The organism is Adhaeribacter arboris (assembly GCF_003023845.1).
GTDB lineage: Bacteria > Bacteroidota > Bacteroidia > Cytophagales > Hymenobacteraceae > Adhaeribacter > Adhaeribacter arboris.
Window position 1 is genome coordinate 2939621 of sequence record NZ_PYFT01000001.1, and the last position, 13172, is coordinate 2952792.

Annotated in this window: 11 protein-coding genes; 5 read left to right on the forward strand and 6 right to left on the reverse strand. The window is 42.5% G+C overall.

Annotated features, from left to right (window positions below; all coding sequences use genetic code 11):
* Window positions 1-367: 367 nt before the first annotated feature.
* Window positions 368-1300: a methionyl-tRNA formyltransferase gene (gene fmt, locus AHMF7605_RS12160; protein ID WP_106929688.1), complete on the forward strand. Its 933-nt coding sequence runs from the start codon at window positions 368-370 to the stop codon at window positions 1298-1300.
* A 187-nt stretch (window positions 1301-1487) separates the two neighbouring features.
* Window positions 1488-1976, forward strand: coding sequence for a dihydrofolate reductase (locus AHMF7605_RS12165; protein ID WP_106929690.1), 489 nt, complete (start codon window positions 1488-1490; stop codon window positions 1974-1976).
* A gap of 486 nt (window positions 1977-2462) precedes the next feature.
* Here AHMF7605_RS12165 and AHMF7605_RS12170 read toward each other — a convergent pair whose 3' ends face one another.
* On the reverse strand, window positions 2463-3659 hold the full coding sequence (locus AHMF7605_RS12170; RefSeq protein ID WP_106929692.1) for a THUMP domain-containing class I SAM-dependent RNA methyltransferase: 1197 nt from the start codon (window positions 3657-3659) through the stop codon (window positions 2463-2465).
* A 139-nt stretch (window positions 3660-3798) separates the two neighbouring features.
* Between AHMF7605_RS12170 and murB the strand changes: the two genes are divergently transcribed.
* Window positions 3799-4815, forward strand: coding sequence for a UDP-N-acetylmuramate dehydrogenase (murB, locus tag AHMF7605_RS12175; protein WP_106929694.1), 1017 nt, complete (start codon window positions 3799-3801; stop codon window positions 4813-4815).
* A 70-nt stretch (window positions 4816-4885) separates the two neighbouring features.
* On the opposite strand, the gene AHMF7605_RS12180 is transcribed toward murB, so the two are convergent.
* From AHMF7605_RS12180 to AHMF7605_RS12190, 3 genes are all read right to left on the reverse strand, one after another.
* A complete protein-coding gene (locus AHMF7605_RS12180) occupies window positions 4886-6271 on the reverse strand; it encodes a hypothetical protein (RefSeq protein WP_106929696.1) in 1386 nt (461 codons plus the stop codon).
* A 154-nt stretch (window positions 6272-6425) separates the two neighbouring features.
* A complete protein-coding gene (locus AHMF7605_RS12185) occupies window positions 6426-6791 on the reverse strand; it encodes a hypothetical protein (RefSeq protein ID WP_106929698.1) in 366 nt (121 codons plus the stop codon).
* A 227-nt stretch (window positions 6792-7018) separates the two neighbouring features.
* Complete coding sequence (locus tag AHMF7605_RS12190) at window positions 7019-9415, reverse strand: endonuclease MutS2 (protein ID WP_106929700.1); 2397 nt, start codon at window positions 9413-9415, stop codon at window positions 7019-7021.
* 158 nt (window positions 9416-9573) lie between these two features.
* Here AHMF7605_RS12190 and AHMF7605_RS12195 point away from each other — a divergent pair, with 158 nt between their 5' ends.
* Both AHMF7605_RS12195 and AHMF7605_RS12200 read left to right on the forward strand, forming a co-directional pair.
* Complete coding sequence (locus AHMF7605_RS12195; protein WP_106929702.1) at window positions 9574-10029, forward strand: YhcH/YjgK/YiaL family protein; 456 nt, start codon at window positions 9574-9576, stop codon at window positions 10027-10029.
* Window positions 10030-10286: 257 nt separating this feature from the next.
* Window positions 10287-11453, forward strand: coding sequence for a sigma-54-dependent transcriptional regulator (locus AHMF7605_RS12200; protein WP_106929704.1), 1167 nt, complete (start codon window positions 10287-10289; stop codon window positions 11451-11453).
* A gap of 231 nt (window positions 11454-11684) precedes the next feature.
* On the opposite strand, the gene AHMF7605_RS12205 is transcribed toward AHMF7605_RS12200, so the two are convergent.
* Entirely contained in the window at window positions 11685-12116 is a 432-nt protein-coding gene (locus tag AHMF7605_RS12205; protein WP_106929706.1) for a hypothetical protein, read from the reverse strand.
* A 15-nt stretch (window positions 12117-12131) separates the two neighbouring features.
* Entirely contained in the window at window positions 12132-13145 is a 1014-nt protein-coding gene (locus AHMF7605_RS12210; RefSeq protein ID WP_106933442.1) for an acyl-CoA synthetase family protein, read from the reverse strand.
* Window positions 13146-13172: the final 27 nt, after the last annotated feature.

Consider the following 13172-nt stretch of genomic DNA (forward strand, 5'->3'; position numbering starts at 1 on the left):
TAAGCGATTAGTCCGCCTCTTCCTACGCAAATTCTTCCGAAAGTTGCGTCCGGAACTGTTAAAAATTTGCTTTTATGAAAGAGTACTATAAAAAATAATCGTTTACAACTTGCTTCGACTAGCAAATTTCGCTTGCGATTAAAAAGACAGGTAAAATTTTGTAGTTTATTTTTACCGGAACCTGAAGTAGCCCGTTAAATTTTTGAATAAATTCTTTATTAACCTAGTTGGTACCCCTACCTTGCGAAAACAAATTTCAGCGGACAAAATTGAAGAACAATTCAAAGCGGATGGAGTTACGGTTCTTTAATAATGTTAAGAAAAAGCTCCGCCCATATTTTCTTTACCCGGATTTTAAATAATTGCTATGCCACAAGCCTTCAGAATTATTTTTATGGGTACGCCCGATTTTGCCGTACCAACACTACAAAAACTGGTCGAAAATCAGTACCCGGTGGTAGCTGTAATTACCGCCCCGGATAAACCAGCCGGACGCGGCTTGAAGCTGACTCATTCCCCGGTGAAAGAATTTGCTCTTTCCCAGGGTATTCCGGTGTTGCAACCGACAAATTTAAAATCAGAAGCTTTCCAGGAAGAGTTACGTAGTTATCAGGCTAACCTGCAAATAATTGTGGCCTTCCGGATGCTGCCCGAAGCAGTTTGGAGTATGCCGGCCCTTGGCACGTTTAACATTCATGCTTCTTTATTGCCGGATTACCGCGGGGCAGCACCCATTAACTGGGCATTAATTAACGGCGAAAAAGAAACGGGTGTCACTTCTTTTTTCCTGCGTCACCAAATAGATACCGGGGATATATTGCTCCAGGAAAAAATTATTATTCAGGAAGAAGACGATTTTGGGTCGCTGTACGATAAATTAAAACACCTGGGTGCTGATGTGGCACTGAAAACAGTCCGGGCCATTGAAGCGGGGAATGTACAGCCCCAACCGCAGCCGCAAAGCATTGAGTTAAAGGAAGCGCCTAAATTATTTAAAGAAACCTGTGCGATAAACTGGCAACAATCCGCCGGGCAAATTCAAAATTTTGTGCGGGGTTTATCTCCCTTTCCGGGAGCCTGGACCCTAATCAACGATAAAATTGTAAAAATTTACCGTGCCAAGGTTTTACCAGAATTATCCGCTGAAGAAGAGCCACAAGAACCGGGTTCCTACCGAACCGATAATAAAAAGTATTTGCATTTTTACACCGGTCAGGGAATTTTAAGCATTACAGATTTACAACTGGAAGGCAAAAAGCGCATGCACATCGACGAACTGCTGCGCGGGTATAAATTTTAATGAGTGAATGGTAGAATGAGTGAATTTTGAATGAGTGAATGAGTGAATTAGATTGAATAAGAAGTTTTTATATTCATACTTTTTTATTACAATTCCCCTGACTATTCATTGACTCAATTGCTCATTCTACCATTCACTCATTCAACCATTCACTCATCCACTCATTCCAAAATCACTCATTAAAAAAATGATCGCCTCCATTTTTGCCATGTCGGAGAACCGGGTAATTGGGTACCATAACCAGTTACCGTGGCATTTGCCCGCCGATTTAAAATATTTTAAATCGGTTACCACGGGCCACCCGATTATTATGGGCCGGAAAACCTTCGAATCTATTGGCAAACCTTTACCGCAACGTACTTCTGTTATTATAACCCGGCAACCCGATTACTCGCAACCCGGTTGCCTGGTCGTAAACAATGTAGCGGCAGCCATTGAAACTGCTCAGAAAATAAATAACGACATTTTTATTATTGGCGGAGCCGAAATTCTGCAACAAGCCCTGCCTTACATCGACACCATGTTTCTTACCTTGATTCACGAAAAGTTTACCGGCGATACTTTTTACCCGGAAATTAATTCAGCGGATTGGCAGGAAGTAAGTCGCCAGGATTTTGAACCCGACGAGAAAAATAAATACGCCTACAGTTTCATAAAACTGCAACGAGTTATTTAATTAAACATTTTGCTTTTACTGCAACAAGTTGAATTTAATGAGATGTATTTGATAACTCTCTTATCAACCAAGATAAACGGCAGCTAAGAAAGATAAACACTAGTTTGGCGGTGGAGGGTCTTCTAAGGTTCCGGTGTGGCGTTTAACCACATTCCGCAGCAAAGCGAGGGAAGGAGGCTTAGACCAGCATATAAGCTCCCCCTCTCCCCCGGAGCTACGATTAGTGCATAAAAGAGAAATAAAGTAAAAATCAGGAAAGCAGGAGCTAAAAGAAGTTGACAACAGTCGGGCAGCGAGGCCCGCCGGCCTAGAGGCGAACTTAGGCAGTTCCATCCGCATAAGCGCTGTTCAATTGAGACTGGCACAGTCTCAACGGATAAGCAGTTGATTTTAGCAAAACCACTTTCGGATTTCAATCTTGTATTAAGGGTACTGGAAAACTCGAAATTCAAACAAAGAAGTTTATTTCAGAAATGTAGCTGGAACTCACCTTTCTTGCACTGCTTCTGTTACCTGCTTGCGGGTGCCGCGGTACAACTCATACTTTAATAACCGGCATTCAATAGGGCCATTGTACAAAGGAATGCGACGCGAAGTTTTCAGGCCGATATGCTTGGCTGCGTCCAGGTTACCGGTAAAAACAAAAGCATCATAACCGGCAAAATTAGTTTTAAAAGTGTCGCCAATTAACTTATATAATTGATTTAAGTTTTCCGGATGGATCCGTTCCCCGTACGGAGGATTAACTAACACTACTCCTTTCTCTCCGATTCCCTGCGCGTCTTTTAAATCCCGAACGTGCACGCGTATATAATCCTCCAGACCGGCATAGGTGATGTTTTTTCGGGCGGCCTCAATGTAATCTTTATCAATATCGGAACCTACAATATCTACTTCTTTGTCAGGTAGTTGAGCGGCTTCGGCGCTGGCCAAAACTTGCTGGTATACATTCTCGTCGAAGTCGGGCCAGTTCATAAAACCAAAATGATTCCGGCGGTACAGACCGGGAGCAATATTATGCGCTAACAGAGCCGCTTCGGTTAAAAACGTTCCGGAACCGCACATGGGATCAATCAAAGGCACTTTTTTATCCCAAGCCGTTAACATCAAAATACCGGCGGCCAGTACTTCGCTTAAGGGCGCTACGTTGGTTTGCTGCCGGTAACCGCGCCGGTGCAAAGAATCGCCGGAAGCATCTAATGAAATCGTTACTCGGTTTTCCAGCATGTATAAATTCAGGCGTACATCGGGGCTTTCTACGTTCACGGAAGGCCGCTGCCCGGTTCGATTCCGAAACTGGTCGACAATAGCATCTTTTGTTAATTGCGATACAAACAAGGAATGTTCAAAGGTAGACTGGCTCACTACGCTCTGGATGGCAAATGTTTGATCAGAATGTATATAATCCGACCAGTTTATTTTACTAACCTGCCGATATAAATCGCGTTCGTCGCGGACCGTAAACGTGCGAAACGGCTTTAAAATTCGAATGGCCGTGCGGCACCAAATGTTCGCCTTGTATAATAATGGCTGATCGCCGCTAAATTCTACGGCTCTATTCCCAAGGCGGATATTCTGGGCACCAAGCGCCTCTAGCTCCTGGGCCAATACATTTTCTAAACCAAACAAAGTAGTAGCCAGGTAAGGAGTTAAAACCGGGGAAGAAACAGGAGAAAATGCCATAGGAAACTAATTAGACGGTAAAGGTGCAAAATAAATTTAATTCGAAGCCAGGACTATTCCGGTACAACAACTAATTTAGGTTACTCCGTTGTACTGAGCTTAGTTTAGGATTGCGTATTTTTGCCCAGGAATTTTTATTATGGAATTACAAAAAGATATATCGCTTAAGCCCTACAATACTTTTGGGATGGAGGTGAAGGCGCGGTATTTTGCTACGTTTTCGAGTGTGGCCGAACTGCAGCAATTATTGCAATTACCCGAAGTACAAAACCTTCCCAAACTTATTCTAGGGGGAGGCAGCAATATTCTATTTACCCAGGATTTTGACGGTGTTATTCTAAAAAATGACATTCTAGGCATTCGAATCACTGACTTAACCGACGATTTTTCCTTAGTAAAGGCCGGTAGCGGAGTGAACTGGCACGAGTTGGTGCTGTATACAATTGAGCAAGGCTTAGGCGGACTCGAAAACTTATCGCTTATTCCGGGAACTGTGGGGGCTGCGCCTTTGCAGAATATTGGAGCCTACGGAGTAGAGTTGAAAGATATGTTTGAAAACCTGGAAGCGGTGCATATTAGCACCGGCGAGTTAAAATCGTTCACGGCGGAGGAATGTAAATTTGGTTACCGCGAGAGTATTTTTAAACATGAAGCCAAAGGCCAGTATATTATAGTAAGTGTAACATTGCGGCTGCACCGGAAACCGGTATTTAATACTTCCTACGGCGCTATCACGCAAACTTTGGCGGCCATGCAGGTAGAAAACCTTAACCCCAAAGTAATAAGCGAAGCCGTTTGTCAAATTCGTCGCAGCAAACTCCCCGATCCGGCTCAAGTTGGAAATGCAGGCAGTTTTTTTAAAAATCCGGAAATTCCGTCAACTCAGTTTGCGGAGCTTCAAAAGGAATATTCTACTATCCCCAGTTATCCTACTTCGCCGGGTAGGGTAAAAGTGCCCGCCGGCTGGTTAATTGAACAGGCTGGTTGGAAAGGTCGCCGGTTCGAATCATATGGCGTGCATAAAGATCAAGCATTGGTATTGGTAAATTATGGCGGCGCTCAAGGCACCCAAGTACGGGAATTAGCTTTCCAGATCATCGATTCGGTGCAGGAAAAATTCGGCATTCAGTTGCAACCGGAAGTGAATATTTTATAGTTGGTATTACAGCAAAAAAGCCCGTTACGTTAAAACAAGCCTTTTTGCTGTAATTAAAACAAGGATACTACTAAATAAATAACTGCAGCTGCCCAATGTAACTTCCTCGTCTGCCGTTAACCTGGTTATTAAGATTAAAATAAGGCCGGTTCTGGTAATCGAAAGACAGCTTCACTTTATGACTGCTGATCAAATAATTGATTCCTATATCATACACATTTACCGGATCGTTCAGTAAGTTAAAATTAGCGCGGTAAAAGGTGGCGTACGGCTGCAACTGACCATGTCCTTGTCCCAGTAAATTTTTGTTCATTAAATAGCCTAATTGGCCGTAAATAATATTTCCCGTACCCATCATCGGAAAACCATTACCTCCTCCGCTCACCGAACTTACATTTGGGTCGATGGAAGCAGCATCGGCCGGGTTCATTTGCGCTACGGTCCGGATATAATTGGGGCCGAAATCATAATTATAATAACCCAGGTAAGCGGTTAAAGCAGTACCCGCCTCGGTATTGAGCGGAGTATCTATAAACGCCTCCGTTGACCAGAGCAGCATATTATGCAGTTTCGTAGAGCCATTCGCTTCTTTGGTCCATAGAGCATTTTTCTGGCTCATTATTCCTGCGGCTACGTTCAAAACTTTCTTTTTACCTAAATAAGAACCGGTCATATATGGCGTGTTATGGCCTTCCATTTCCCAGAAGTTATAAGCCAAGTAGCCTTGATATTGTTTATGATGGTCTCGACCAGAAAAAGTAGCATTGGTACTCGCTACCGGCGTACTGCCATTAGTGTTAATCGGGAATGGATCGCTGATAACGGCCCGGTAATCGAATTTACCAATTTGGCCCCGCGCAAAAACACTTAATTTACGCGAGAATTCATCCGTTTGGTCTACGGTAGCCTGGGCAAAAACCGGTGCGTCCAGCGCTAAAAGGGTACCGATACTGGGCTGCGAAAAACGCGATAATCCGTTGGCAATGGTTAACCCTCCTCCCAGTTTCAGTTGGTTACCTTTGGTAATCCGGTACTCTCCCATGGCATCGTGAAAGAAAGCGGCTATTTTACGGTTACCGGCAATTTGGGAATTAAAATTAAAGTTGTTTTGGCCAAACTGAAAATACAAAAAAGCCCGATCTGAGATTTGTCCGAAAAGTTGAATCCGGGTGCGGCGTAAACCAATATCAAAAGTATGAGCGGCGGGTTCGCCTACAACGGTAGTACCCGGATTACTCTCGTTATACCGAAACCAAATCTGATTTAAAAAAGTAGCCTGAAAGTAGTGCGTACCGTTTTCGTTAAGGTTAAATTTTATAGGTTTATCTTCGGTAGCAGCATTTTTAACAGGAGTTATTGTTTCTGGTGCTGGGGCTTGTTGCGTAGAATCGGTTTGCGCTTGTAAAGTACCCATGCTAATGGCAGCGCCAAAAAGCGAGAAAAGTAATTTCTTCATTACGTAATTAATTGAATTCTTATTGGAGAAAAGTAAATACTGTGGAAAAGAACCGGGTAGAAAATTCCGGATTTTCCATAAATTTTTAAGGTTTTCCGGGTCAGTAGAAAAGGATTGACCGATAAAAAGAGAAAGGCAAAAAGTACGTAAGGAATTACAATCGCAGGAGTCGATTAAGTAAAAAAAGCGGAATGCCTGACAAATAGCCCAGGATGAAAGTATTACCCTCGGACTTACTTAGGTAATTATTATAAGCAAACGTAAAAGCCTGAAATACTACTGGTCCTTTGTAGAGCTTACTTATTACGTTAGGAGATTTTGCAACTTCTGGTGAAATATAAACTTTAGTTGCCTGAATAGGTGGTGTATTAAATTGCCAATGGGCAAAGCTTACCTCCGACGCTAACTGACTGGATGCTTCTACTACAACAAAATCAAAATCCAGATAAAAAAATTCGCCTACCTGGAACAGGAGCAAGCCCAAAAACCAGGTTATGAAAAATAGAAGCCAATTTTTCACGAATTTTCTGTTATCAAGTTAAGTTTTAACTGGTAAAAGTGGTCGCAAACATACGTAAGTTAAAACCAAATTCCTGTTCAAAATTCTAATTTTTGTATTCTAGAAAATTATCTGGCAGCAAATACCAAGTGCATAAGGATCTGCTTTCATAAGTCTTACTTTGAACAAAAAAAGCTTCTCCCGACGTACGAAAGAAGCTTTTAAGAAAATAGATTAGAATTAAAATATTACTTAAGCACTACCAGGCTAACGCCATCGCCACCCCGCTCAATGTGCTCGTCGCTGATACTGGCGACTTCGCGTTGCGAGCGGAGGTAATCCCGAATGGTTTGCTTTAAAATGCCGTTTCCGCGGCCATGAATAATTTTAATTTCCGGTATTCCCAACATAACGGCATCATCCAGAAAACTCATTACCCGGGTTAGCGCCTCTTCGGCTCGTTCCCCGCGCACATCTACCGTGGTACTAAAATCCGACATCCGCTGGGTAAGATCCATACCGCGGGCAAAACCAGGAGCAACTACTTCTTTTTCTTTCTTGGCTTTCTTAACCTGTCCTTCTACTCTTTCCAGGTTAGCTATTTTCACAATTGTTTTTAAATCTCCGAAAAGAACCTCAGCGGTATTTCCTTTCACGGATACAATTTCTCCCACCGATTCCTGGCCGATTAAAGCTACTTTATCGCCGGGTTGCAAGGCTTTGCTGCCCAGGCCAGTCCGTAAAACCGTTCTGGGTTCCAGTTTTAATTCCTTCTCGACGAACTGTTCCAGTTCCTGCCGGACTTGCTTGGTAGTTTCTTTCTCCGCGTTGGCATCCCGTATCTGCTTAATGGTAGCCTCTATCTGTTTGTTTGTATCCTTAAGTAAAACCTTGGCCTTTATTTTTGCTTCCCGCAGAATATCATCTTTATTTTCTTCGATGTGCTTTTTTAACTCGGTATATTCTTTGGCCGAAGCCCGTAATTTACGTTCCTGGGTTTCCAGTTCAAGGTTTCGCTTTTCAAAAATATTCTTTTCGTTTTCCAGCTCTTCTAACAACCGGTCGTACTTAATTTTATCTTTACCTACCAGCTTACTCGCTTTATGCACTATTTCTTTAGGCAAACCAATTTTACGGGCAATTTCGATCGCGAACGAAGAACCAGGTTTACCAATATCTAACTGATATAGCGGTTGTAATTCTTTCGGGTCGTAACGCATGGCCCCGTTTACAATGCCGGGAGTGCGTTCGGCATAATTTTTTAAATTGGTATAGTGGGTAGTAATCACTCCGTAGGCCTGGTTCTCATTTAATTTTTCCAATACGGCTTCGGCAATGGCTCCGCCTAACTGCGGTTCGGTACCCGTACCAAACTCATCGATTAAAATCAAACTTTTTTTGTCGGCAAACAGCACAAACTGCTTCATGTTTTGCAGGTGCGAGCTGTAGGTACTTAAATCATTTTCGATGGATTGTTCGTCGCCGATATCAATAAAAAGATTTTCAAAAATCCCTGCTTCCGAACCTTCCGCTACCGGAATCAGCAACCCGCATTGCACCATGTACTGCAGCGTACCCACCGTTTTTAAGGCAACCGATTTACCTCCGGCGTTCGGTCCGGAGATTACTAAAATGCGTTGCTCGCCGTTTAAAGATATGGTAAGCGGTACCACTTGCCGTTGCTGCGCTTTTAAGGTTAAGTATAATAGTGGATGCCGCGCTTCTTTAAAAGCCAGCCGGGGTTGTTTATACAATACGGGCAAAGCCGACTCGGTACGATTGGCAAAAATAGCCTTAGCCCGAATAAAATCGAGCAACCCTAAATACTGGTAAGCTTTACGCAAATCCGGAATGTAGCCCCGTAAAAGAGTGGTTAGTTCGGTTAAAATCCGGATCAACTCCCGGTTATAGGCATTTTCCAGTTCTTTAATATCATTGTTTAAACCAAATACCACATCTGGTTCAATGTAAACGGTTTGCCCTGTAGTAGATTCATCGTGAATCAAACCTTTTACCTTGCGCTTGTACTCGGCAATAACCGGAATAACAATGCGGCCACTCCGGATGGTTGGTTCGGCATCACCAGGAGTCCAGCCTTCATTTTTGGCGTGCCGCAAAATGCTTTGGATTTGCTTACGCAGAACGCCTTGCTGCTGAATCAATTCGCCTTTCAAACGGCTTAAAGCCGGCGAAGCCGAATCTTTTACCGCCCCGTTATCATCTATTACCTTATCCAGGCTAATGGTTAATTTTTTATCAATTTCAATGTTCGCGCCCAAACTTTTCAGGTAAGGATACAGACCATCTTCCGATTCGTAAAAGAAGCCTAAAGCCTGCCGGATGGTACGCAACGACATTTTAATCTGAAAAAAAGCATTCACATCCAAAAAGCTGCCTTCTATAGCGGCCCGGTTTAAAGATTCTGTCACATCAAAATAATATTGCGTCGGAAAGTCCGCATCAGCAGCCAATAAACTCTTAAATTCGTGAGTTTGCTCCAGGAGCTTATGAATTAAATCGTGCCGGGTTAAGAACTGCATCCGGGCCACAAATTGCCGCCCCAAAGGACTTAAGCAAGCCTCGGACAAAATTTCCCGGATTTGGGTAAAACCTATTTTTTGCTCAAAATTCTGAGGATAAATCAAAGCTTATATAAATTTGTTTAGTAACCTTATGTAACGTTTAGAGGCCGGTATTATGTTCCGGTTTTATTTGGTTTTCGCTTTAAAATCAACAATCATCTTGTAACCGGAAGAATCGCCTTCGTAATCTATTTAATTATATTCCATTAATTTACAAAACTATGATTTTTGACCATTTAAATAATGCCTCCCGCTACCATGCCTTGCACCCTGATTTTGCCCTAGCTTTTGATTTTTTAAAAAATCAGGATGTAACCCAATTAGCTACCGGTAAACATGCGTTGCGGGACGAGGAAGTATTTGCTCTTCTTTCGGATGATTTTGGTTTTGGCGGCCGGGAACAAGCGCGCTTGGAATCGCACCGGCGTTACCTGGATATTCAGGTGGTATTGGCCGGCACCGATTATATGGGCTGGCAGGATATTGCTGCCTGTCAAAACGTAACGGAACCTTATACGCCTGAGCGCGACGTTATTTTTTACGGCGACCAACCCCGCGTGTGGCTGGAAGTTCCCGCGCAGCATTTTGTAATTTTTTACCCCGAAGACACGCACGCGCCATTAGCAACTGCCGAAAAAGTTAGAAAAATCGTGTTTAAAATAGCGATTAAGGAATAATCGGTTGCCTATTTACAAGCTAAAGAAAGTTACGGCTGGCTTCGTAATTCTTGTTCCGGATATCTGTTAAGGATTAACGAAAGTGAAAAGACAATTGCAAATAGCAGAGAATTTGCAACTTATTTCATTTGTCGGTTAGCCAACGTTTATTTTAAGAAATTAAACATCTAAATTTAGCTAATAAATCAGGTTTAGTTGATCTATATCTGTTTTATATAGTTTATACGTTAATAGAAACAAATTCACAGACCCTTAACATGCCTAAAATCCTGATTATAGATGACGAACGCAGCATTCGCAGCACTCTTAAAGAAATTCTGGAATACGAAAATTACACGGTTGATGAAGCTGCCGACGGCGAAATTGGCTTAGAACAACTGGGCAAGAATAAATACGACGTAGTACTGTGCGACATAAAAATGCCCAAAATGGACGGGCTGGAAGTACTGCAACGGGCCCGGGAGGTAGCCCCCGATGTACCATTTATTATGATTTCGGCTCACGGCACCATTGATACGGCCGTAGATGCCACTAAGAAAGGCGCCTATGATTTTCTGCAGAAACCACCGGATTTAAACCGCTTACTGGTAACCGTACGGAACGCCTTGGACAAAGCTAATTTGGTTACGGAAACTAAAGTTTTAAAGAAAAAAATTTCGAAAAACTTTGAAATGGTGGGCAACTCGCCGGCCCTGGAAAAAGTGCGTCGCGCTATTGATAAAGTAGCCCAAACCGATGCCCGCGTATTAATTACCGGCCCGAACGGCGCGGGTAAAGAAATGGTAGCCCGCCAATTGCACGAAAAAAGTAATCGGGCCAGCGGCCCAATGATTGAAGTAAACTGCGCCGCTATACCCAGTGAACTCATCGAAAGCGAATTGTTTGGGCACGAGAAAGGCTCTTTTACTTCGGCGGTAAAACAACGGATTGGTAAATTTGAGCAAGCCAACGGCGGTACCCTGTTCCTCGACGAAATTGGGGACATGAGTCTATCGGCCCAGGCCAAAGTGTTGCGGGCGCTGCAGGAAAATAAAATTACCCGGGTAGGCGGCGAGAAAGAAATCTCGGTAGATGTGCGCGTGGTAGCGGCTACCAATAAAGATCTGCTGAGAGAAATTGAAGAACGTAACTTCCGGGAAGACCTTTACCATCGCTTGGGCGTTATTCTTATTCACGTACCGCCTTTAAACGAACGCCGCGAAGATATTCCGGATTTGGTGCAAAAATTTCTGGCCGACATTGCCCGCGATTATGGTTCCAAACCCAAACGCATTACTCCGGCGGCTCTCACCTTCCTGCAGCAACTAGACTGGCGCGGTAATATTCGGGAACTGCGCAATGTGGTAGAACGCCTGGTAATTATGAGCGACGACGAAATATCAGAAGAAGATGCCCGCTCCTTTGCCCGCCCGGCAGTTTCTTAGTTTTTAGCGTTTGAACGTAAGTTGTTACTATTATTACAATAATAAAATTATTATCATAATTGTCCTTCAGGAGAATTCTATTTTGCCTTACTGCAAATAATTTCTTTTGAAGGACTTTATTATTTAATGGTTAAGGATGTCTTATACAAATAAACTTTAATTAACGGCATCTTACATGCAAAGCCTGAAGCAAACAATGGTTACGCATGGACTATTAAATAAACATAAATTTTATAATAGGTCATTAGCTATATAATATTCTCTGTCTTCTTTTACAAAATTAGGTTCTTTATAGTACTTATTGCTGTTTTTCAAAGCATTCCGTTTATAATCAACTGGCTCGTCAATATATTCTTCTACATCTCTGAGATTGATAGCAATTGTGTCATTTACTTTATTCTTAAAGTCAGGAATAAGGATGAGTAGTTTATCTTGATGTACCTCAATGTCACCTACGTAAGGAGTCGAGTAAGATCTAAAAATCAGGTCTTTACTGCTTTCTCCTTTTTCAGAGAACATTATTTTCCAAAGGTAGGAAGTGGTGGCTCCTCCATCTAAAACTTCCCATGTGATAGTATTTCCTTTCCAGTTAACTGTTTTCAGCACTTTAGTCTCTCCACATGAGATTAAGAAAATCAAAAACCACAAGTATCTTACTTTCATAAACACTCTTAATAACTAACTTACCAATAAATTACACCCCCTAATATCCGAATTATCAAAACGACCCAGTACTTCAAAAGAACCGTCCGGGTGCTGTTTTCCTAAATCCTTCGTTTCGATAAAGGCGCAGGAATCTACGTTGGCTAAATCGATAATATTAATACCTCCGGTTTTTAAGCTAGAATTTCGGTCTAAAGGATCATTTGGGTCACGCAATATAATTTGCATGGTAGGTGAGCAATAAAAAACTCCCCGTTCTTTGGAATAAGCCTGCGACAACAACTCCGTCATGCCGTATTCCGAATGAATGGAATGAACCCCGAAAGCTTGCTGCAATAAAGCGTGTAATTCGCGGCGGATCATTTCCCGGCGCCGGCCCTTCATGCCCCCGGTTTCCATAATTATTACTTCCTGAAATAAGCTGGATTGATGATTCTCTTGAACAAAATCGGCTAAGTCGAGGAGCGCATAAGTTACTCCAAATAAAACTACTTTTTTGCCACTCTGTTTGGCTCGTTGTAATGCCGTCAACAAAGCATTTTGGTCATGCAGGAAAAATCCGGGTTCCGCCTGACCAGATTTTTGCATAAAATAATCGACCATTGCAACCAAAGACGAGTTTCCTTGCTCTATATAAGAGGGTAACAAAGCTAAAAACACGTAATCGGCAAGTGATCCGTATTGACTCTCGAATAGCAATTGGGTGTTATGGAGATAAAAAGTTACCTCCGGTAACAAATGGCGGCTCCGTTCCGTTTGGGTAGTGCCGCTACTCCGGAAAATGGTTTGTGGCGTGAAAGTACCCGTTTGGACGGCTTGCGTTTTAAAGAATTCGATGGGTAAAAAAGGAATTTCGGCTAGAGATTTTACTCTTTCAGGCTTAATTCGTAATCCGTTAACATAAGCCTGGTAAACCACATTATGGCGTACCTGGTACTGAAATAAGGTTAAGGCTCGTTCTTCAAAATCACTTTTACTCGCAGGAATTTGAGAATGAAGTTGATACTTAAAATTTTGTTTAAAATCCATTAAGCGGCGGTAAAACAATTACCCTTT

What these genes read in the sequence shown, in the direction of transcription:
- fmt (WP_106929688.1), top strand. Translation starts at nt 368, where the DNA reads ATGCCACAAGCCTTCAGAATTATTTTTATGGGTACGCCCGATTTTGCC.
- AHMF7605_RS12165 (WP_106929690.1), top strand. Translation starts at nt 1,488, where the DNA reads ATGATCGCCTCCATTTTTGCCATGTCGGAGAACCGGGTAATTGGGTAC.
- AHMF7605_RS12170 (WP_106929692.1), bottom strand. Translation starts at nt 3,659, where the DNA reads ATGGCATTTTCTCCTGTTTCTTCCCCGGTTTTAACTCCTTACCTGGCT.
- murB (WP_106929694.1), top strand. Translation starts at nt 3,799, where the DNA reads ATGGAATTACAAAAAGATATATCGCTTAAGCCCTACAATACTTTTGGG.
- AHMF7605_RS12180 (WP_106929696.1), bottom strand. Translation starts at nt 6,271, where the DNA reads ATGAAGAAATTACTTTTCTCGCTTTTTGGCGCTGCCATTAGCATGGGT.
- AHMF7605_RS12195 (WP_106929702.1), top strand. Translation starts at nt 9,574, where the DNA reads ATGATTTTTGACCATTTAAATAATGCCTCCCGCTACCATGCCTTGCAC.
- AHMF7605_RS12200 (WP_106929704.1), top strand. Translation starts at nt 10,287, where the DNA reads ATGCCTAAAATCCTGATTATAGATGACGAACGCAGCATTCGCAGCACT.
- AHMF7605_RS12205 (WP_106929706.1), bottom strand. Translation starts at nt 12,116, where the DNA reads ATGAAAGTAAGATACTTGTGGTTTTTGATTTTCTTAATCTCATGTGGA.
- AHMF7605_RS12210 (WP_106933442.1), bottom strand. Translation starts at nt 13,145, where the DNA reads ATGGATTTTAAACAAAATTTTAAGTATCAACTTCATTCTCAAATTCCT.